The sequence below is a fragment of the uncultured Paracoccus sp. genome (assembly GCF_937873615.1).
Classification (GTDB): domain Bacteria; phylum Pseudomonadota; class Alphaproteobacteria; order Rhodobacterales; family Rhodobacteraceae; genus Paracoccus.
Genome location: NZ_CALMYP010000017.1, coordinates 224,695 through 245,825, shown reverse-complemented (window position 1 = coordinate 245,825; position 21,131 = coordinate 224,695). Strand labels below are relative to the sequence as shown.

19 protein-coding genes are annotated in these 21,131 nt (G+C 64.8%); 8 read left to right on the top strand and 11 right to left on the bottom strand.

Going from position 1 to position 21,131, the window contains the following annotated elements; genetic code table 11:
• Positions 1-201: 201 nt before the first annotated feature.
• Entirely contained in the window at positions 202-1,386 is a 1,185-nt protein-coding gene (locus Q0330_RS06085; protein ID WP_299476100.1) for an acetate/propionate family kinase, read from the bottom strand.
• A gap of 299 nt (positions 1,387-1,685) precedes the next feature.
• Here Q0330_RS06085 and Q0330_RS06080 point away from each other — a divergent pair, with 299 nt between their 5' ends.
• From Q0330_RS06080 to sulP, 7 genes are all read left to right on the top strand, one after another.
• Complete coding sequence (locus Q0330_RS06080; RefSeq protein WP_299475950.1) at positions 1,686-2,192, top strand: cell wall hydrolase; 507 nt, start codon at positions 1,686-1,688, stop codon at positions 2,190-2,192.
• A 13-nt stretch (positions 2,193-2,205) separates the two neighbouring features.
• Positions 2,206-2,871, top strand: coding sequence for a Crp/Fnr family transcriptional regulator (locus Q0330_RS06075; protein ID WP_299475947.1), 666 nt, complete (start codon positions 2,206-2,208; stop codon positions 2,869-2,871).
• A 102-nt stretch (positions 2,872-2,973) separates the two neighbouring features.
• On the top strand, positions 2,974-3,186 hold the full coding sequence (locus Q0330_RS06070) for a DUF2892 domain-containing protein (RefSeq protein ID WP_299475945.1): 213 nt from the start codon (positions 2,974-2,976) through the stop codon (positions 3,184-3,186).
• Between the two features lie 3 nt (positions 3,187-3,189).
• A complete protein-coding gene (locus tag Q0330_RS06065) occupies positions 3,190-3,621 on the top strand; it encodes a YeeE/YedE thiosulfate transporter family protein (protein WP_299475943.1) in 432 nt (143 codons plus the stop codon).
• A gap of 3 nt (positions 3,622-3,624) precedes the next feature.
• On the top strand, positions 3,625-4,053 hold the full coding sequence (locus Q0330_RS06060) for a DUF6691 family protein (RefSeq protein ID WP_299475941.1): 429 nt from the start codon (positions 3,625-3,627) through the stop codon (positions 4,051-4,053).
• Between the two features lie 16 nt (positions 4,054-4,069).
• On the top strand, positions 4,070-4,954 hold the full coding sequence (locus Q0330_RS06055; RefSeq protein ID WP_299475939.1) for an MBL fold metallo-hydrolase: 885 nt from the start codon (positions 4,070-4,072) through the stop codon (positions 4,952-4,954).
• A 42-nt stretch (positions 4,955-4,996) separates the two neighbouring features.
• A complete protein-coding gene (gene sulP / locus Q0330_RS06050) occupies positions 4,997-6,742 on the top strand; it encodes a sulfate permease (protein ID WP_299475936.1) in 1,746 nt (581 codons plus the stop codon).
• A 6-nt stretch (positions 6,743-6,748) separates the two neighbouring features.
• Here sulP and Q0330_RS06045 read toward each other — a convergent pair whose 3' ends face one another.
• The 8 genes from Q0330_RS06045 to Q0330_RS06010 all read right to left on the bottom strand — a co-directional run bounded on the left by Q0330_RS06045 (position 6,749) and on the right by Q0330_RS06010 (position 15,603).
• Entirely contained in the window at positions 6,749-7,996 is a 1,248-nt protein-coding gene (locus Q0330_RS06045) for a hypothetical protein (RefSeq protein WP_299475934.1), read from the bottom strand.
• Positions 7,993-9,510 carry a VWA domain-containing protein gene (locus tag Q0330_RS06040; protein WP_299475932.1) on the bottom strand — a complete coding sequence of 506 codons (1,518 nt, stop codon included), beginning with the start codon at positions 9,508-9,510 and terminating at the stop codon, positions 7,993-7,995. Before Q0330_RS06040 ends, Q0330_RS06045 begins: the two co-directional genes overlap by 4 nt.
• A complete protein-coding gene (locus Q0330_RS06035) occupies positions 9,507-10,493 on the bottom strand; it encodes a VWA domain-containing protein (protein WP_299475930.1) in 987 nt (328 codons plus the stop codon). The genes Q0330_RS06040 and Q0330_RS06035 overlap by 4 nt, the downstream gene beginning before the upstream one ends.
• Positions 10,490-10,972, bottom strand: coding sequence for a DUF4381 domain-containing protein (locus tag Q0330_RS06030; RefSeq protein WP_299475928.1), 483 nt, complete (start codon positions 10,970-10,972; stop codon positions 10,490-10,492). The genes Q0330_RS06035 and Q0330_RS06030 overlap by 4 nt, the downstream gene beginning before the upstream one ends.
• The gene (locus tag Q0330_RS06025) at positions 10,972-11,958 is read right to left on the bottom strand and encodes a DUF58 domain-containing protein (RefSeq protein WP_299475925.1); all 987 of its coding nucleotides are present in this window, start codon (positions 11,956-11,958) and stop codon (positions 10,972-10,974) included. Before Q0330_RS06025 ends, Q0330_RS06030 begins: the two co-directional genes overlap by 1 nt.
• A gap of 7 nt (positions 11,959-11,965) precedes the next feature.
• Positions 11,966-12,973 carry an AAA family ATPase gene (locus tag Q0330_RS06020; protein WP_299475923.1) on the bottom strand — a complete coding sequence of 336 codons (1,008 nt, stop codon included), beginning with the start codon at positions 12,971-12,973 and terminating at the stop codon, positions 11,966-11,968.
• A 3-nt stretch (positions 12,974-12,976) separates the two neighbouring features.
• Positions 12,977-13,975, bottom strand: a complete 999-nt coding sequence (locus tag Q0330_RS06015; protein WP_299475919.1) for an HAD family hydrolase — start codon at positions 13,973-13,975, stop codon at positions 12,977-12,979.
• A 101-nt stretch (positions 13,976-14,076) separates the two neighbouring features.
• A complete protein-coding gene (locus tag Q0330_RS06010; protein ID WP_299476097.1) occupies positions 14,077-15,603 on the bottom strand; it encodes an arylsulfatase in 1,527 nt (508 codons plus the stop codon).
• A gap of 384 nt (positions 15,604-15,987) precedes the next feature.
• Here Q0330_RS06010 and Q0330_RS06005 point away from each other — a divergent pair, with 384 nt between their 5' ends.
• On the top strand, positions 15,988-17,493 hold the full coding sequence (locus tag Q0330_RS06005) for an arylsulfatase (RefSeq protein WP_299475917.1): 1,506 nt from the start codon (positions 15,988-15,990) through the stop codon (positions 17,491-17,493).
• Positions 17,494-17,563: 70 nt separating this feature from the next.
• On the opposite strand, the gene Q0330_RS06000 is transcribed toward Q0330_RS06005, so the two are convergent.
• Together Q0330_RS06000 and Q0330_RS05995 are read right to left on the bottom strand one after the other, a co-directional pair.
• Positions 17,564-19,495 (bottom strand): multiheme c-type cytochrome, encoded by a 1,932-nt coding sequence (locus tag Q0330_RS06000; protein WP_299475914.1) that lies wholly within the window; start codon positions 19,493-19,495, stop codon positions 17,564-17,566.
• 523 nt (positions 19,496-20,018) lie between these two features.
• On the bottom strand, positions 20,019-21,002 hold the full coding sequence (locus tag Q0330_RS05995) for a transporter (protein ID WP_299475911.1): 984 nt from the start codon (positions 21,000-21,002) through the stop codon (positions 20,019-20,021).
• Positions 21,003-21,131 lie beyond the last annotated feature (129 nt).

Genomic DNA, 21,131 nt, shown 5'->3' with positions numbered 1-21,131 from the left:
CCCGCAGCCTGAGGTTTTGAACAGCAATCATCTCTCCGCGACCATGCGTCTCACCTTTCTGGCCGGTTGCCCACAGCCTTGGGGCGTGCCGCGGCCCGGCTCGACAAGAAGGCCGATCATACGATCACTTTGAGCCTGCCAGACATAGGGCTGACATCCGGAAGTGCCTTCCGGCAGCAGCGCATGGCTCAGAATAGTTTCTTACAATTGATTGCTTTTGTTGAGATCTGCCGCCTTGCGCGCGGCGCGGGCGATCACCAGTTCCTCGTTCGTGGGAATGATCATCACCGTGGTCCGTGCCATTTCAGAGGAGATGACCCGGTCATTGGCGGCATTGCGCTGATGGTCGATCTCGATCCCCATCCAGTCCAGCCTTTCGCAGATGCGGGCGCGGATCAGGCGGGAGTTTTCGCCGATGCCGCCGCAGAAGACCAGTGCGTCGATGCCGCCAAGGGCTGCTGCCATGGCCCCGACCTCGCGCTGCGCGCGAAAGACGAAATAGTCGATGGCCTGCGCGGCGTCGGGCGTGCCTGCCGCTTCCAGCTTGCGCATGTCATTCGACAGGCCCGACAGGCCCAGAAGCCCCGATTTCTTGTAGAGCAGGTCCGAGATTTCGGCCGCGCTCATCCCGCGCTGATCCATCAGATACAGCAGGACGCCCGGATCGAGCTGGCCCGAACGCGTGCCCATCGGCAGCCCGTCAAGCGCCGAAAACCCCATGGTCGAGGCCATTGAGCGGCCATCCTGAAGGGCGCACATCGAAGCGCCGTTCCCGAGATGGGCGATCACCACCCGCCCCTCGGCCAGTTGCGGGGCAGTGCGCGCCAACTCGCCCGAGACATAGTCATAGCTGAGGCCGTGAAAGCCATAGCGGCGCACGCCCTCGTCATAAAAGGACCGTGGCAAGGCGAAGGTGTCGTTCACCCAGGGATGGTTGCGGTGAAAGGCGGTGTCGAAACAGGCCACCTGCGGCACGCCGGGAAAGCTCTCCATCGCGGCGCGGATCCCGGCGAGGTTATGGGGCTGATGCAGCGGCGCGAAGGGCGACAGCGCGTCCAGCGCCTGTAGTTCCGCCGCATCCACCAGGGCCGGGGCAGTATGGCGGTCGCCGCCATGAACGACACGATGACCTATCGCGACAAGGTCCAGGTCGGGATAGGCGCGACGGAGGCTCGCGACCACGGTCTGCATGGCCCCGGCATGGGTGCTCATGTCGCCGGGGACGGGGGCGATGGCCTCGCCGCGTTCATTCTTCAGCTTCAGGGCGGCATTCGGGCCGATGCTGTCGACCAAGCCGGTGACCATTGGCTGATCGCCCGAGGCCGGAAACAGCGCCACTTTCAAGGAGGAAGACCCGGCATTCAGGGTCAGGACGGCTTCGGTCATTTTTGGCATGGTCCGTTGCAGGCGGCCCGTCGACCGAGCCGCCATTCATCTGTCACGATCTGCCCGGCTCGGCAAGGGTCGCGCATCGGTCGAAGCAAGGCTGAAGCATGGATGTCAGGGCGGGCCGGACGGTTCTTCATACCCACGTCGATTGACCTCCTGTCAGCCTCTTTGCGTAACAAGGATGTGTCGGGCCATCAGCCGATCTGTCAGCTTGGCGCAGTTGAAATGCAGGCCCTGCTGCTGTTAGCCTCTGACGGACAAAGAACAAAAAACACGAGCAGCACGAGGACTTCAGGATGAAACTTCCCCAGCCTGCGCGATGGTCCGCCATCGCCTCGGTCGCGGGCATTGCGCTTTTGGCGGGATGCTCTATCGGCGGTCGTCACAGCGAATTGGAATGCATGGAACGGGCGATGTATTTCGAATCCAACCGTTCCAGCCGCGATGGCATGATCGCGGTCGGCAGCGTGGTCATGAACCGGGTGGAATCGGACAAGTTCCCGAATACGGTCTGCGGCGTGGTCGGGCAGAAGAACCAGTTCGCCAAGGGGGTGATGACCCGGAAGATGAATTCGCGCTCCATGCCGATGATCGAGGAAGCCGCCCGCGCCGTCCTGCGAGGAGAGCGGCATCCGCTGGTCGCCAATGCGATGTTCTTTCATACCGCCGGCTACAGCTTCCCTTATGATAACATGCATTACGTTCTGGTGACCGGCGGAAATGCCTTCTACGAGAAGCGCAAGAGCCATCTGGTCACGCGCCCGGTTCCCCCTGCGCCGATCGAGGGGATCACCCGGCGCTGACAGGGAGGACGCAATGACCATTGCGAAGGACTGGACCGAGCAGTTTCAGGGCACCCGCAACCTGCCGCGCGCGGTGCGGGACCGGCTGCTTGCGGTCGGGCGGGTTCGGAAAGTGGCGAAGGGCCGGCAGGTTTTCGGACCTTCGAACATTCCCGACAGCCTGCTGTTTCTGTCCGAGGGCACGATCCGGGTCTCGCAAAGCTCGGGCAGCGGGCGCGACATCGTGCTTTACCGTGTCGATGCCGGCGAAAGCTGTGTGCTGACCACCGCCTGCATGCTGGCCGAAGAAGCCTATAATGCCGAGGGCATCGCCGAAACCGATGTCACCGTGGTGATGCTGCCCAAGCATTCCTTTGAACGTCTTCTGGCCGAGGAGGACGCCTTTCGCTCCTTTGTCTTCGCGGCCTATTCGCGCCGGCTGATCGACCTCTTGCGCGTGGTCGACGATGTTGCCTTCGGTCGGATCGACGTGCGCCTTGCCGAGCGGCTGCTGACGCTGGCCGGCCCGATGAAGGAGCTTTCGGCCACCCATCAGCAACTTGCCAGCGAGCTTGGCACCGCGCGCGAGGTGATCTCGCGCGTGTTGCAGGATTTCCAGAAGCGCGGGCTGATCGCACAATCGCGCGGACGGATCACACTGAGCGACAAGCCGGCGCTCGTGGCGCTGGCACAAAGCTGAACGGCGTCACCCCCGAAATCGGCGCCGAGCGTGACAATATCACTTAAACGGCGGGTCGGTCGCGCTACATTGAGGACAGTTTCATAAAGCCCGGAGGGCAAGATGTCTGTCAATGTTGGAAATCTCGACCGAATTCTGCGGGTGGTTCTGGGGATCGTGCTGCTCTACCTCGCCTTTTTCAGCGGCATTCCCGCCTTTGCCGGAGGGTTCCTGAAATACGGCGCGGCCCTTGTGGGTGTCGTCATGCTGGTGACGGCGGCGATGCGCGTCTGCCCGCTTTATTCCATCTTCGGCGTCAAGACCTGTCGGAGATAAGCGATGGTCACGGCATTCACCCCTTTCGCGTCCTTTGGCGGCGGGCTTCTGATCGGGCTTGGCGCGGTGCTTCTGATGCTCGGCCTCGGTCGTATCCTCGGGGCGACGGGCATTCTTTCGGGCCTCGCCTTTCCTGCTGATGCCGAGGAGTTTTCCTGGCGCGCGGCCATGGTGCTCGGCATGGTTCTGGCGCCGGGGCTGGTCTTTCTGGTCAGCGGCAACTGGCCCGCGCTCGATGTGCCGGTCAGCCCGGCCATGATCGCGATTGGCGGCGTGATCGTTGGCTTCGGCGCCAGCCTCGGGTCCGGCTGCACCTCCGGCCACGGCATTTGCGGTCTGGCGCGGCTGTCGCGGCGCTCCATCGTCGCGGTGCCGACCTTCATGGCCACGGCTGCGCTGACTGTCTATCTGATCCGCCATGTCTTCGGAGGCTGAGCGATGAAACCCCTATACGCCCTTCTGACCGGCCTGGTCTTCGGTGTCGGTATCGCCATTTCGGGGATGATGAACCCGGCCAAGGTGCTGAATTTCTTCGACCTCGCCGGAAGCTGGGATCCGAGCCTTGCCTTCGTCATGGGCGGCGCCCTGATCGTGGCCTTCATCGGCTACCGGCTGGTCTGGAAGCGTGGCACGCCGGTCTTTGCCGAGCGTTTCCAGATTCCCACCGCCACCGCCATAGACGCGCGTCTGGTCGGCGGCTCGGCACTGTTCGGCATCGGCTGGGGCATTGCCGGCTTCTGCCCGGGTGCCGCCATTCCCGCGCTCGGCACCGGCCGTTGGGAGGTCGCACTGTTCCTGGGTGCGGTAATCGTCGGGATCTGGCTGCAACGGCTGCTGCGGTCCCGGCGCCTTGCACCCGCCACCTGATCGAAGGAGAGACGAGATGACCACCCATCCGATCGACATGTCCTTGCATCCCGATGTTCAGGCCTTCTTCGACGAGGCCACCAACACGATTTCCTATATCGTGAAGGATCCGAGTTCGAACGCCTGCGCCATCGTCGACAGTGTCATGGACATCGACTATGCCGCCGGGCGCATCACCTATGACCACGCAGATGCGATGATTGCGGCGGTGCGTGAACAGGGCCTCGACCTGCAATGGATCATCGAGACCCATGTCCATGCCGATCACCTGTCCGCCGCGCCCTATATCCAGCAGCAACTGGGGGGCAAGATCGGTGTCGGCGCGAAGATCCTGGTCGTGCAGGACACGTTCGGCAAGATCTTCAACGAAGGCACCGAGTTCCAGCGCGACGGCAGCCAGTTCGACCGGCTGTTCGAGGATGGCGATACCTACATGATCGGCAATATGCCGGCCTTCGCCATCTATACGCCCGGCCATACGCCGGCCTGCATGACCCATGTGATGGGCGACGCGGCCTTTGTCGGTGACACGCTGTTCATGCCCGATGGCGGCTCTGCCCGGGCCGATTTTCCGGGCGGGGATGCCGGCACACTCTATGACAGCATTCAGAAAGTCCTGGCCCTGCCGGACGAAATGCGGCTGTTCATGTGCCACGACTATGCCCCCAATGGCCGAGAGATCCTTTGGGAAACCACCGTGGGCGAAGAGAAGGCGCAGAACATCCATGTCGGCGGCGGCAAGACGCGCGAGGAGTTCATCAAGTTCCGGACCGAGCGTGACGCGACGCTGGACATGCCCAGACTCATCATTCCCTCGCTGCAGGTGAACATGCGCGCAGGCGAAGTGCCGAAGGACAAAGATGGCAGGCCGATGCTGAAGGTGCCGATCAACGGGTTGTAATTCGCCCGCCTTGCCTGCCTCGATGACCGGAGTCCTGCCTTCATGCCGCGCCTGAGCCGCTATTTCCCCATTCTCGATTGGGGCCGCCGCTATGACCGTTCGGCGCTGCTGAACGATCTGGTGGCGGCGGTCATCGTGACCATCATGCTGATCCCGCAATCGCTTGCCTATGCGATGCTGGCGGGGCTTCCGCCAGAGGCCGGGATCTATGCCTCTATCGCGCCGCTGGTGCTTTATGCGATCTTCGGCACCAGCCGGGCGCTGGCAGTGGGGCCGGTGGCGGTGGTCTCGCTTCTGACCGCCTCGGCGGTGGGGCAGGTGGCGCAGCAGGGCACGGCCGGCTATGCCATGGCGGCGCTGACGCTGGCGTTGCTCTCGGGGCTGTTCCTGCTGGCGCTCGGGGTTCTGAGGCTGGGGTTTCTGGCGAATTTCCTGAGCCATCCGGTGATTGCGGGCTTCATCAGCGCCTCGGGTATCCTGATCGCCACCAGCCAGCTCAAGCATCTGCTGGGGATCGAGGCCGGCGGCCATAACCTGCCCGAAATGCTGGCCGCGATCCTGCGAAACCTGCCCGAGACCAATCCGATCACGCTGACCATCGGGCTTGGCGTGACCGGCTTCCTGTTCTGGGCGCGGCGAGGGTTGAAGCCATTGCTGAAGCGACTCGGTGCGCCGCCGCTTCTGGCCGATATTCTTGCCAAGGCCGGCCCCGTCGCGGCGGTGATCGTCTCGACACTGGCGGTGGCTGGCCTCGGTCTTGTCGACAAGGGTGTGAAGATCGTGGGCGCAGTCCCGCAAAGCCTGCCGCCCCTGACCATGCCCGACCTGTCGCCCGACCTTCTGGGCACGCTTCTTCTGCCCGCGATCCTGATTTCGGTCATCGGCTTTGTCGAAAGCGTCTCGGTCGCGCAGACGCTGGCCGCCAAGCGCCGCCAGCGGATCGACCCGGATCAGGAACTGATCGGCCTTGGTGCGGCCAATATCGGCGCGGCCTTCACCGGCGGCTATCCGGTGACCGGCGGCTTTGCCCGTTCGGTGGTGAATTTCGATGCCGGTGCCGAGACCCCTGCCGCAGGCATCTTTACCGCCGTGGGACTGGCCATTGCCGCCGTTGCGCTGACGCCCCTGGTCTATTTCCTGCCCAATGCGACGCTGGCCGCGACCATCGTGGTGGCGGTGCTGAGCCTTGTCGATCTGTCGATCCTCAAGAAGACCTGGGCCTATTCGCGCTCGGATTTTCTGGCCGTTGCGGCCACCATCCTGCTGACCCTGACCATGGGGGTCGAGATCGGCGTGGCCGCGGGCGTCGGCATCTCGGTGCTGTTGCAGATCTTCAAGACCTCGCGCCCGCATGTGGCCGAGGTCGGGCTGGTCCCCGGCACCCAGCATTTCCGCAATATCCTGCGCCACGAGGTGAAAACCGATCCCGGCCTTCTGACCCTGCGCGTGGACGAGAGCCTCTATTTCGCCAATGCCCGCTTTCTGGAGGCGCTGATTCAGAACCGTGTGACCGAGGGCTGCAGGATTCACGACGTGGTGCTGATGTTCTCGGCGGTGAATGCGGTCGATTACTCGGCGCTGGAAAGCCTTGAGGCGATCAACTTCCGGCTGCGCGACATGGGAATCCGGCTGCATCTTTCAGAGGTCAAGGGGCCGGTGATGGATCGCCTGAAACGTTCGCATTTCCTGGATGAGATGACCGGCGAGGTATTCCTGTCGCAATACGATGCCTGGCGGGCGCTGACGGCGACTGGGGCTTCGGACAGGCCGGAACAGGCGGCGGAATAGGGTCTGTCAGGCGCGGCCCTGCGGGTTCAGTGCGGGCAGGGTGGCGGCACGACCCGCCTTGCGCTGCGCGGTGGCGCGGATGGTGCGGGCAAGTGCCTCCCATTCCGGCGCGGCCGGGGGCTGGGGGGCCTTGCCATAGATGCTGGCCCCGAGGCGGGCCATCAGGTCGGGGATGTCGGCGGGTTCCGGCTGCGTCAGCCGCGCGCGCCATTCGGCCAGCCAATGCGTCACCGCCGGATAGTCGCGACGCGCGATCACCCGAAGCAGCATCTGGCGGGCATAGGCCTCGCTGGCCAGATGTGCCGCGCGGCGGTCGCGCAGCGCCTGCCGCAGACGCGGCAGCAGCCGGCGCAGGATCAGAGCCAGCGCCAGTGCCGCCACGGCCAGTGCCAAAAGCAGGCGCCAGTCGTACATATCGCGTGTCCCTTCCGTGCGCACAGGCGGGCCGGTGACCGAGATGTCGAAGCCCGGCACCTCGGCGCTTTCGATCTGGCCGGTCGCAAGGTTGAACCAGTCGAGATGCACCGCAGGCACGGTGCCGGTGCCGCCGCCAAGGGCCATGAAGGTCTCGCTTTCGATGCGGCTGCCGGACAGGGTCTTGCCGTCATCTTCCTCAACCACCTGCGGACTGTCGGGATAGACGCGCAGGGCCGGGATCTCGACCGGGGGCAGAAGCTCTGGCAGTACGATGGGCGAGGCGCCGTCGACCCGCGCCGTCACCGTGCGGATGACGCTTGCGCCGGGGGCCAGATCGGTGCTCGGTCCGGAAAGTTCCTGCGTCAGCTCCAGCTTTTCGGCGGCGATGAACGGGTCCAGACCCTCGGCGCCTTCGGGCAGGATGCCGGTCAGCGCGATGGGCTCGGTCTGGACCGTGGTTGCAATGGGGGTGGTGCCGTCGGGGCCGATATAGGTCAGCGGGATGGGTTGCGGCGGCAGCACGAATTGCCCCGGCACCATTGGCGTCAGCAGATAGCGGCGCGAGACCCCGGACCAGGTGTCGCCATCCACGCTGCGGCTGATCGCGGTCGAGCCATTGGCGGGGCGGCGCACGCGCAGGTTCGCGGTCTCGAACGAGGGCAGGTCGGGCGGCTTCGGCATCCAGCTTGGCACGAGGATGTTCAGGCGCAGCGTCACCGACTGGCCCGGCACGACCTCGGTCGCGTCAAGCTCGGTCTCGACAATCGGGGCCGGGGCCTCCTGCGCGCGCAGCGGCGCGGCCATCAGGATCAGCAGGATGAGGGCCAGCCGGATCATTTCTGCGCCGCCTCGATGGCGAAGCGCTGACGCAGGAAATCGCCGGTATTGGTGTCGACCGTATTCATCCACTGATCCGCCGTCAGCAGGCCCGAGCCTTCCTGTTCAGCCTCGATCTGGGTATCGGCGCCCTTCGCATCCTTGTTGTCGAAGACGACCTCGTCGGCGCCGATGCCCTGATCCTCGCCGGTATCGGATTGCACCCGCGCGTCTTCGACGTAATCGAGGATCTTCCGCGCCAGTTCCAGATTCTGCGCCGCGCCGGGAAAATCCGGGTCGCGCTCCAGCGCCGTCTGGAAATCCTCGATGGCATCGCGATAGGCGCGGCTCTTGATATGGGCCATGCCGGCGATGAAGGCGGCATCGGGCGTGTCGAGCCCTGCCACCGTCTCGACTACGGCGTCATATTGGCCGTCGCGATAGAGCGCATGGGCCTTGTGCATGGGATCGAGGAACAACTCGCCCGCGCGTTCGAAGCGGTGCCTGTCATAGGCAATCTGGCCCTGCTGGTCGGGGGTCAGGAACCAGTCGGCCGCGCCTTCGGCCCGGGACGGGGCCGGCATCAGCATCGGCATCAGTGCCGCCAGAGCCGGGGCCGCCCAACGCATGGTCCAGCCGCGCCGGAACCAGATCAGTGCCAGCAGCGCCGCCGGAAAGGCCAGAAGCCAGCCGCGATCGTCCCAGGGCTGGTCGCCATCCTCGGCCAGAGCGCGGCGATAGGCGGTGTTCAGCTGCCGGTTCAGTTGATTGATGTCGGTGTCGTCCACCGTGACCTGCCGCACCGGAATGCCGAGCGCGTCGATCCCGGCGCTGCCGGTGCCTTCGGGCAGGGGGGCGAGCACGGCAAGGCTCGCCTCCTGAAACGCATTCAGCGCCGCCACGTCGGGCCCGGCGATGTCGTCGGTGACAAACAGGATCCCCCCCGGCGCGCTTTCCTTGGCCATGATCGCCGCCGCCAGATCCAGTGCAGCACCTGTGGCATTACCTTCGTCGGGCATCACGTCGATTTCCAACCCCTCCAGATAGGGCAGAAGGACATTCGGGTCCTCGGTCATCGGCACCACCGAATGCGCGGTGCCGGCATAGGCGATCAGCGCCGAGCGTGCGCCGGTCCGAAGCGCCAGCAGGTCGCGGATCTTCTGGCGCGAGCGTTCGAGCCGCGAGGGCGCGACATCGCGGTTCTCCATCGAGGGGGTCACCTTCAGCGCGATGACCAGGGGCGCGGTCTGGGCCACGAAAGGATCGGGCACCCGCGACCAGGTCGGGCCGGCGGCACCAAGGCAGGCGAGGGCCAGCACCAGGGCCACCCCGTCGATGGGCAGAAGCCGGCCGCCGCGCGGCTTGCCGACCATCAGCGCCTGCGCCAGATGCGGGGCGATATGGGCATCTGGCGGGCTGGCCCTGCCGGCGCGGCGGCGCGCGGACCACCAGATCAGCCCGATCAGCGGCAGCAGCACCAGCAGCCAGGGCCGCAGGAAATGGAACAACTCAAAGGTCAGGGTCAGATCGCTCATGCCCGCGCCCTTTCGCGACGGTTGCGCAGCGCCAGCAGCCCGGTCGACAGCGTTCCGATCAGTGCCGCCAGCAGCAGCGGCAGCCATGCCAATGCCTGCCGGGGCCGATAGGACAGCGTTTCCGTCACCCGCGGGGCGAGGGCGTCGATGCGCCGATAAACCTCCTCCAGCCCGGCCTGATCCTCGGCATAGAAATAACGCCCGCCGGTGCGGCCGGCGATGTCCTCAAGCGTCTGCAGGTCCACCTTTTCTTCGCCGGTGGCATCGGGGTTGCCGACGCCGATGGTATAGATCTCGATCTCGCGGTCACGGGCGATCTCGGCGGCGTTCAGCGGGCTCATCCGGCTGGCGGTATCGGTGCCGTCGGACAGAAGGATCAGCAGGCGCTGTTCGATCTCGCTGGCTTCGAAGGTGCGGATGGCAAGGCCGATGGAATCGCCAAGCGCGGTATGGGGGCCGGCCATGCCGACCTCGGTCTGGTCCAGAAGGTCGCGGATGGTGCGCAGATCGGTGGTCAGCGGCGATTGCACATAGGCGCGGGAACCGAAGACGATCAGTCCCATCCGGTCGCCGTCGCGCCCGGCGATGAAGCCGTCCACCACCTGACGCACACCCTGCAGGCGCTGCTGAACCGATCCATCGGGGGCGTGGAAATCCTTCGCATCCATCGAGCCGGAAATGTCGATGGAGAGCACCACGTCGCGCGCCGCGCGCTGCTGTTCGATGGGCGCGCCGACGCGTTCGGGCCGGGCCATGGCCAGGATCAGCAGCAGCCAGACCAGCAGGGCGGCGGCCATCTGCATCCGCCCGCGCCGCATGACCACGGCGCCCTCGGCGGCACTGGCACCGCTGACATCGACGACGCGGCGAAAGAAGGGCGAACGCAGCGCCGGAACCTGCTGCTTGTGCGGCGGCACCAGCCACCAGATCAGCAGCGGCAGGGGCAGGGCCAGCAAGGCCCATGGAAAGCCGAGCGAGATCATGCCGGCCCCCCGCGATGCTTGCGGATCCAGTCGGCGACCAGCGGGCGAAGCTGCGGGTCGGGGCCATTCGGGCGGTAAGGCTCGCGCGCCAGCCCGCGCCCCGCGCCGGTCGAGAAGGCCGTGCCGCCCACCTGCGCGTCAAGGAATTGCAGCCATTCCTGCCCGCTGAGCGAGGCCACCGTGACGCGCGGATAGGCGGCAAGTGCGGTGCGGCGCAGGATCGCGGCAAGGCGGGCCGGATCGTCGCCGGCGCCGTCCAGCATTGCGAGCGCGGCGCGGCGATAGGCATTGGCGCGGCGGTGGCGGATCCAGCGCCGGACGGCATGGGCAAGCGCTGCCAGCACAAGTGCCGCCAGCACCGCCCAGCCCCAGGTCTGCGGGATCATCGGGATCGGCGGCGGCTCGGCCGGTTCGGTCAGCTGCTCGATCAGCCCGATCAGGCTGTCATTGTCGACCGGCTGGGCCGCATCCTGTTCCATCAGCGCCGCGCCCCCGCCAGCCCCATCAGCCGGCGCATCTGGGTCACGCTGTCCTCGGCCGCGCTGAGCGGCAGGACCGGGATGCCGAAGCGGCGCTGCCAGTCCCGGATCTCGGCCAGCCGCCCGGTCGAGAAATCGCTGATCGCGCGAAAGGTCTTCTGATCGCCGGTGTCGATCTCGGCCTGTAGCTGCCCGTCCGAGACGACCAGCCTTTGCCCGGCGGGGATCTGTTGCGAGAACGGGTCCCAGACCAGCCCCAGAACCAGATCGTTGCGCCGCGACAGCCCGGCGATCAGGCGTTCTGTGGTGTCGTCGACAATGTCGAAATCGCTGAAGACCAGCACCAGATGATTGCGCGGGGCCAGCCGCGCCACCGATTGCAGCACCCGGTTCATGCCGATCGGCGCGACCGGGGGGGCGTCGGCGTGCAGCAGCCCGTTGGCATCGGCAAGCGCGGTCAGGAACGAGGTCAGCGCGTGGCGCGAGCGGGCGGGCCGGATCTCGGCCAGCATCTGATCGCCGAAGACGATGCCGCCGACCCGGTCGCCCTGATCGAAGATGCGGAAGGCGGCAAGCGCCGCGCATTCCGCCGCCGTCACCGATTTCATGTTCAGGACCGAGCCGAAGAACATCGACATGCGCTGATCGACCACGATCAGCGTCGGGCGGTCGCGTTCCTCGGTATAGACGCGGACATGGGGGGTGCCGGTGCGCGCCGTCACCTTCCAGTCGATGCTGCGGATGTCGTCGGCGGGCAGGTAGTCGCGCAATTCCTCGAAATTCAGGCCGCGCCCGCGCAGGCGCGAGGCATGGCGACCGTTCAGCACGCTGCCCGAGGGCTGGCGCGGCAGGAAGCTGATGCGCTTGGCCCGCGCCTCCAGCCGGCGCAGATGCGACAGGTCGACGCCGATTCGCGGGTCGCTGCTGCCCGATGGGGGGACGGGCGTGGCGGTTCCGGTGCGGATGCGGGCGGCCTGGTCCTTCATGGGCGGGTCAGGTCAGGGCGACCTGCCTCACGATCTCGGCGCTGACCTGATCGGGGGCGATGCCCTCGCCCTGCGCCTCGAAGCTGAGCGCGAGGCGGTGGCGGAACACGTCGGGCAGCACCGCGCGCACATCCTCGGGGTCGAGATAGTCGCGGCCCTTCAGCCAGGCATGGGCGCGCCCGCAGCGATCCAGCGCCAGCGAGGCGCGGGGCGAAACGCCGATCTCGATCCAGCGTTTCAGATCCTCGCCGAACTGGGTCGGGATGCGGGTCGCGTTGACCAGATCGGCCATGTAGCGTTCGACCGCCGGGGCGACCTGGATCGCCGCGATCTCGCGCCGGGCGGCGAAGACCACATCCTGCGGGATCGGCGCCGGCGGTTCGGCGGCGGGGGCGCCGTCGCGTTCATGGATGGCCGCGATTTCTTCGCCCCGGACAAGGCGGATCACCTCGACCTCGTCCTCGACCGGTGGGTAGGTGATGTTCACATGCATCAGGAAACGGTCCATCTGCGCCTCGGGCAGGGGATAGGTGCCTTCCTGCTCGACCGGGTTCTGGGTCGCCATGACCATGAACAGCGGTTCCATCCGGTGGGTCTTGCCGGCGACGGTGACCTGACGTTCCTCCATCGCCTCCAGCAGCGCCGCCTGCACCTTGGCGGGGGCGCGGTTGATCTCGTCCGCCAGCACGATATTGGCGAAGATCGGTCCGGGCGAGAAGCGGAACTCGGTCTCGTCCCCGGATTTATAGAGGACCTCGGTCCCGGTCACGTCCGAGGGCAGAAGGTCGGGCGTGAACTGGATGCGGCTGAAACTGGCATCGACATTCTTCGCCAGGGCCTTGATCGCGCGGGTTTTCGCGAGGCCGGGCATGCCTTCGACCAGCAGGTTGCCATTGGCCAGAAGGCCGATGATGAGGCGCTCGATCACCTCGCGCTGCCCAATGATCGAGCCGCCCATGCGGCTGCGCAGATCCTCGATCCGGGCGCGGGTGTCGCTGGTGTCCGTCTCGGCCATGGCTTACTGCCCGCCCGACCAGACGCGCGCCCAGTCGTTCTTCATGTCGACCAGCAGCCAGCCGCGGGCCGCCGCCTCGTCCAGCCCGCGATCCAGCGCGCCGACATGGCTGTCGCGGTCATAGGCGAATTCGCGGTCGGCATCAGTGTGATGAACGATCAGGCCGAAATGCGGCCCCTCGCCGGCAAAGGCATATTCCAGCATGGCGAAATCGCCGTCGGAATTGCCGGCGACGAAGATCGGGCGCTTGCCGATATGGCGGTCGATGCCCACCGGCTTGCCGTCCTTGTCGTCGATGAAGCTGACGCCGCCATGCTTCATCAGCACCGGCTTGCCGTCCAGCTCTTCATACTTCGTGTTGCCCTCGGTGCCGACGACCTGCTGGGGCGGAATGCCATAGGCATCTTCCGAGATGGCGCGGATGAAATGCACCCCGCCGCCCGAGACGATATAGGTCGAAAAACCTTCGTCCCGCAGATAGCCGAGCAGTTCCAGCATCGGCTGATAGGTCATGTCGGCATAGGTCATGCCCTTGGTCGGATGCGTCGCCGTGGACACCCATGCGGCGGCATCATCCTGAAAATCCTCGACCGTCATGCCGGAATGAGACACATTGAGGACGGAAAGCAGCCCCTCCATCCCGCCGGCCATCACGCCATCCACATCGCCCGCAGCGGCGGCTTTCAGCGCGTCGCTGTCGAGGATCGAGGGATCGGTCTCGGCCTTCGCCTTGAGCACGTCGAGCGCGTAGAGACCCTGAAAGTAAAGCGGCTGTTCGGCCCAGAGGGTGCCGTCATTGTCGAAGGTGGCGATGCGGTCGGCCTCGGGGACGAACTGTTCCGACGCCGGGTCGGTCACGCTTTCGACAAAGTCGATGATCGCCGTTTTTGCCGCGCCGTCATTCCACGAGGGCAGCGGATCGGCAAAGGCCGGCAGGGCAAGGCCGGCGAGGGCAAGGGCGGGAAGGGCAAGGGCGGGAAGAATGGATTTTGCGATGAACATGGCCGCTCCGATCAAAGGAAGACGCATCCCGGTTGCAAGGGCCGGGATGCGCGATCATGATGAACGAGGGGCGGCCCAGAAGCAGCCCCCCGATTGCGCCGTCACTGGCCGCCGGCCATGTTCTCAAGCGACTTGTTGATCTCTTCCTGGACCTGGTCGATCGAGAAGCTGTCCGGGCGCTGAGCCGGCGGGAATTCCTCGAAGGTTGCCAGGAACTTGCCGACTTCGACGCTGGCCGGGGCCACGATATAGGAGTGATCGAGGATCCAGTCCCAATAGGTGTTCGAGGTGATATCGGCGCGCTCGTACGGGTCCGAGCGCAGGTCGAACAGCTTCGGCACGCGCAGCTTGGTGAAGGGCTCGGCCCAGACGGCCATGGTGCCTTTCATGCGCTGTTCGGCGAAGACGATCTTCCAGTTCTCGTAACGCAGCGCGACGATTTCGCCATCGTCGTTGAAATAGAAGAACTCGTTACGGGCGCCCTCGGGCTGTTCGCCGGTCAGGTAGGGCAACTGGTTATACCCGTCGAGGTGGTTCTTGTATTCCTTGCCGTCGATGGTGGTGCCGGTCAGCAGCCGGTCCTTGATGTCGGTATCGCCGACGGCGGCCAGCAGCGTCGGGAACCAGTCGAGGCCCGACATGATGTCATTGGCGACCGAACCCGGCTCGATATGGCCCGGCCATTTGATCATCGCCGGAACGCGGTAGGCGCCTTCCCAGCTGGTGTTCTTCTCGCTGCGGAAGGGGGTGGTGCCCGCATCCGGCCAGGAGTTCTGGTGCGGCCCGTTATCGGTGGTGTAGACGACGATGGTATTGTCGGCGACGCCCATATCGTCCAGCGATTGCAGCAGCGTGCCGATCAGGTTGTCATGTTCGACCATGCCATCGGCATATTCGGTCCGCGCGCTCAGGCCGGGCTCGCTGCGATGTTCGTCGCGGACATGGGTGCGGAAGTGCATCCGGGTGGTGTTCATCCAGACGAAGAAGGGCGTGCCGGCATCGACCTGACGCTTCATGAAGTCGATGGCCGCAGCCGAGGTCTCGTCGTCGACGGTTTCCATCCGCTTGCGGGTCAGCGGGCCGGTATCCTCGATCTGGCCATCGGCAGACGCCTTGATGACGCCGCGCGGGCCGAACTGCTCGCGGAAGGCGGGGTCCTGCGGATAGTTGAAGTTCTCCGGCTCTTCCTCGGCATTGAGGTGATAGAGGTTGCCGAAGAACTCGTCGAAGCCGTGATTGATCGGCAGGAATTCGTCGCGGTCGCCGAGGTGGTTCTTGCCGAACTGACCGGTGGCATAGCCATGATCCTTCAACGCCGAGGCCAGGGTCACGTCGACATCCTGAAGCCCGGCATTGGCACCCGGAAGACCGACCTTGGACAGGCCGGTGCGGAAGGTCGACTGGCCGGTAATGAAGGTCGAGCGGCCGGCGGTGCAGCTTTGCTCGGCATAGTAATCGGTGAAGATCGCACCGTCATTGGCGATGCTGTCGATATTGGGCGTGGTATAGCCCATCAGCCCCCTGGTATAGGCTGAAATATTGCCCTGACCGATATCGTCGCCCATGATGACAAGGATGTTGGGCTGTGTGGCGCTACCTTCCGAAGTAGCCGGTGCGTCCTGCGCCATGGCCAGGCCTGAAATCGTTACCATTACCAATGTGCAGCTTGCTAAGCGAAACATGTCTGTTTCTCCCGGTTAAGAAATTGATTCTGCGAGAACAGTCTAACACTGTTCAACCGAAGGGCGCTATCGGCTCTGCCGAAAATGCGCAAAATTGTCGCGTTTGGCTTCAATCTTCTTCGCCGTCCTGAAAGCGGTCGCGCGGAAGTCGCGGCTTTTGTCCATTGCCAGCCATTTTTTCGTTGGCATGTCGCCGTTATTCGCCACGGTTCGTGCAGAAACGGATGCGCGGCGACAAATTCGGTTCGAGGCGGGACGTTGTTAACCGTTCATGCTGCCGGGATATGCTATAATGTCTCGCAACTCGTTTTCATTTCAGGAGAAGCATAGATGTTCCGACAACTGGGATGCACATTGGTGCTGGTCATGGCCTCGGGCATGGCCATGGCGCAGGACGCGGCGGAGAAGCCGAATATCCTTGTCATCATGGGCGACGATATCGGCTGGTTCAACACCAGTGCCTATAACAGCGGCATGATGGGCTATCGCACGCCCAATATCGACAGCATCGCCGAAGACGGGATCCGCTTTACCGACGCTTACGGCCAGCAAAGCTGCACCGCCGGACGGGCCGCCTTCATCACCGGCCAGTCGCCCAAGCGCACCGGCCTTCTGAAGATCGGTATGCCCGGCGATCCGCTGGGTCTGCAGCCCGAGGATCCGACCATTGCCGAGATCCTCAAGCCGATGGGCTATGCCACCGGCCAGTTCGGCAAGAACCACCTTGGCGACCGCGACGAATACGTGCCGACCAATCACGGCTTCGACGAGTTCTTCGGCAATCTCTACCACCTGAATGCCGAGGAAGAGCCGGAAAACCCGGACTATCCGAAGGATGCCGCCTTCCGCGAAAAATACGGTCCGCGCGGGGTCATCAAGTCCTCGGCGGACGGCCAGATCGAGGATACCGGCCCGCTGACCAAGAAGCGGATGGAGACGGTGGACGAAGAATTCCTGACCGCCGCCATCGACTTCATCCAGCGTCAGGAAGACGCCGATACCCCGTGGTTCGTCTGGTATAACACCACCCGGATGCACATCTTCACCCATCTGAAGGATGCCTCGAACGGGGCGACCGGCCTCGGGGTCTATGCCGATGGCATGGTCGAGCATGACGGCATGGTCGGCCAGCTTCTCGACAAGCTCGACGAAATCGGCGCGGCGGACAACACCATCGTCATCTACACCACCGATAACGGGGCCGAGAAATTCACCTGGCCGGATGGCGGCACCTCGCCCTTCCGGGGCGAGAAGGCGACCACCTGGGAAGGCGGCATCCGCGTGCCCTTCCTGATCAAGTGGCCGGGCCATATCGAAGGCGGGCAGGTCAATAACGAGATCCTGTCGCTGGAAGATATGTTCCCGACCCTGATCGCGGCGGCGGGCGACAGCAATATCAAGCAGGAACTGCTGGACGGCTATCAGGCCGGCGACAAAAGCTTCAACGTCCATATCGACGGCTATAACCTGCTGCCGAACCTGACCGGGGCCGCCGATGCCGGCGACTGGCCGCGTCAGGAATTCTTCGCCTTCGTCGACGATGGCAGCCTTGGCGCGGTCCGCTATGGTCGGATGAAGGCGCATTTCAGCGTTCAGGAACACGAGGGCATGGATGCCTGGCGCCGTGGTCAGGTGCCGCTGAAAGCGCCGCTGCTGATCGACCTGAAAGCCGATCCGTTCGAGACGGCGCCGGCGGATTCCTCGCATTACGACGAATGGCAGCTGCGCCGGATGTGGGCCTTCGGCCCGGTCGGCGGTGTCGTGGCCGATTTCATGGCGACCTTCGAGGAATATCCGCAGCGTCAGGAAGCGGGCTCTTTCACCCCGAAACAGTAACTCCGGGGTGACATGAAGGAAACGGGCCGCTGCCGGTGCAGCGGCCCGTTTTCTTTGCCGGATCGGGGGATTACTCAACCGGAAGCTGGTCGAGTTCCGCCTTCATCGCTTCCAGATCGGGCTGGCCGGGAATGGCGGCAAGGCCATCGGCGACGGCTTTTTCCGCCGCTTCGCGCCCGTTCAGCGTTGCCTCCAGCCGGACTAGCATCACCCAGGCCTCGGCGCGCTGCGGGTCCAGCGTCACCGCCGTGCGGAAGGCGCCGGCGGCGGCGGGCAGGTTGCGCATGGTCAGCGCCGTGCCGCCCAGCACCAGATGGGTTTCCGGGAAATCCAGCCGGTTCGACAGCGATTGCTGCCATTCATCCGCCGCCCGGCGCAGTGTCTCGGCGATCTTCGCCGGCAGATGCGCGATCGGCGCGCCGAGCATGTCGGGCACGGCGCTCATCCGCACCATCCGCACCGGGTCGCTGAGAAGCGGCAGCAGGCGCTGCACCCGGAGCTGCGGATCGGCATTGCGCTGCAACCTGACGGCGGCGCTGCGCAGAAGCGGGCTGTCGTCGGCAAGGAATTTCGCCGTATCGTCAGCGAGTTTCGCATCGCCGGCACCGGCCATCAGGTAAAGCGCCGTCGCGCGGACCAGATCGGCCTCGGTCTCGTCGCCGGCAATGCCCAGAAGCCCGGGCAGGGCGCCTGCCGGATCGCTGGCCGCCTGGGCGAAGGTTGTGCCGAAATGCGGGCCGCGATGGGGGGAATCGGGATACCGGGCGGCGATCTGGTCCGCCGCCCAATCCGGGGTCCTGTCGCCGTGGCAGGCGGTGCAGGCATCCGGCGCGCCGGTTGCGGCGGCCAGATCCGGGCGGGGAATCCGGAAACTGTGATCGGCGCGTTCGTCCACGCCCATATAGGCGCGCTCGACCATATGGCAGTTCTTGCACTGCGCACCTTCCGAGCCCTCGGCATGGAAGTGATGCGCGGGGCTGTCATATTCGGCCTTGCGCAGGCTGGGGAAGTCGGGGTTGCCGGCGGGCGAATGGCATTGCGCACAGACGGCATTGCCCTCGGCACGCAGTTTCGTGCTGTGGGGGTCGTGGCAGTTCTGGCAGCCGACGCCCTTGGCATACATCTTCGATTGCAGGAAAGAGCCGTAGACATAGACCTCTTCCCGGATCTGGCCGTCGGGGAAATAGAGATCCGGCGTCAGCATCGCCAGCCGATAGGCGTCGTGATAAGGCGTGCCGGGCAGGGGGTTGCCGTCGCCAAAAGCCTCGCGCCGGGAATGGCAGCCGGCGCATTGCTGCATCCAGGCTTCGGTTTCGGCCCCGGTCGGCATGGTGAAGCCGAGGCTGTCCAGCCCCGCCATCGTCACCGGCTGCCGGTTCTCGGCCCATTCGAGGTGCTTTTCGCCGGGGCCGTGACAGGCCTCGCAGCCGACGCCGATCTCGGCCTCGGTGGATTGATAGCTGCGGGTCGCCGGGTCGTAATTCTTTTCGAACCCGGTCGCGTGGCATTCGGCGCAGCGGGCGTTCCAGTTCTTGTAAGGCCCGGTCCAGTGCATCCCGTCGCCCAGCGGCAGCGACTGGTCTGGATAAAGATGATACCAGAGCCCCTCCTCGGTATCCCAGACGACATCGAAGCTTTGCAGCTTGCCCGGTTCGGTCTCGAACAGATATTGCTGAAGTGGTTCGACCCCGGCCACGGAATGCAGGTCGCGGGTCGTGGTCGTGCCATCGGATTCGGTGATCGTGGCGTGATAGCCTGCGTCATCCTGCGAGAAGGCGACCGAGATATCGTCATTCTGGAACGCGGTCCCATCGAAACCCGCCTTGACCGTATCGGCCGAAGGCTCCGTCCAGGCGAGTTGGTGGTCCGAGCCGTTCCATGCCTCTGCCTGGGCTTCGTGACAGGTCGCGCATTTGGCCGAGCCGATATAGGCCGGCACCTCCTGAGCGGCGGCGACCGTGGTCGAAAAGATCAGCGCGAGGGCGGCGAGGGATCTGAACATTCTGGCTCCAGTCTGGCATTCGGCGGTCGCTGTTCATGCCCTGCCGCATCGGAGGCACCGGCGCAAGGACAGGTTCGCGACCTGATCCGTTTCAGCTCCCGGATTTACAATATGGTCGGAAAGACCGGGGCGAGTCCTGATTTATCATATGACATTATGAAACCGCCCTTGGATGGGCAGCATATAATGCGCAGACGGGCTTCGATTGCATCGCGTAGGAAAATAGGGTGGACACGGTTTATTTTACGTAAGGTCAGGTTCCGCCGATTTTCGCATTTTCAGGATATTCACGCATAGGTTGTCATTCGACGCCCGCACGTGCCGCGAACGACCGTCAAATGCTTCGGTTCCGGCCTGACCGGAAGGTGCATTTCCGTCCTGCGCCAAACTGTCGCGCCGGTGGGCCGAAAGCGTGCCCCCGCAGGGCGGGGCCCCTGGCCCGGAGCCGTGGCAGATCCCGAAACCCGATCAATCCTTCGAAAGATGCTAAAAATAGCTTTTCCTTATGCCGTGTTCCGCCTCGTTACCCGCCAAGCGGGATGGTCAGGTTGAACAGAACCGTATTGCCCTCGACCCGGTTTTTGGCGTCGAATTCGTGATAGAAGCGCGCATCCAGACTGACCGGCTGCTGACCCCACATGCCCGACCAGCCGATCACCGGGCCGATGCCGCTGACGCGGCCCTTGAACTCGCCCAGAAGCGGGGTCTCGCTGCTGTCGCCGCTGACCTGATTGTAGTGATAGCCGGCCAGACCGAGCGTCCAGCTGCCGGTGGTCTTGGCGACCGCGCCTTCCAGATGCAGCTCGTTGCCGGTATTGTAATTGGTATCGTCGTTCTCGCCGTTCACGGTCAGGCCGAGCGCGCCGCTGACCTGCCAGCCATTCGCATTCATCCAGGTGATGCCGCCGGTCAGATCGGCGCCCCAGCGGTTGAACGAGACATTGGTCGGCCGGCCGGTCTCGTAATCGCCGGCGGGAATATTGATGAGCAGGTTGAGCGAGGTGAACCACGGCCCTTCGCCCCAGCCGATGCCGCCGCCGATCACCGGATCGCCGATCAGGTAGCTGTCCTTGTCGCGGCTGCCCGAGACGATATTGCCGCCCGGTCGGGCCAGTTGCCCGTCCAGCGTCGTCTTCTTCCAGCCGATCGGCAAAGTCGCGGCCAGATAGGGTTGGCCGCCCAGAACGGGTTCGCTGTCGAGCGACCAGACAGCCGTATAAAGCCCGATCAGCGCATCGCCCGAAAGGCCCAGATTGATCCGTCCGTTCTGCGGCGTGGCGACATTGGAATAGCCGGAAAATCCATAGGTCGAGAATTGCAGATAGGTGCCGGGCGGCGGCACGATCCCGGCATTGATGGTCCGGCTGCCAAGGATATAGAAGCCGACCCCGCCTTCAGCGCCGAGCGCCTGCCCGGCCATGCCGCTGGCCAGCATTCCGGCGGCAAGGACCATGCCGGCCCGGCGGCCCGCATGGCGGAATTTGGCCCCCTGTCTCATCTGTGTCATGGCGGTCCTTTCACGCTGATCGGGAAGGTGGGTTAACCGCGACAATCTGGAACACCGCTGCCGGACGGAAGCGCGCGGCAGGTTCTGCGTCACAAGCAGCCCACATGACGCGACTTTCCGGAAAGGGTA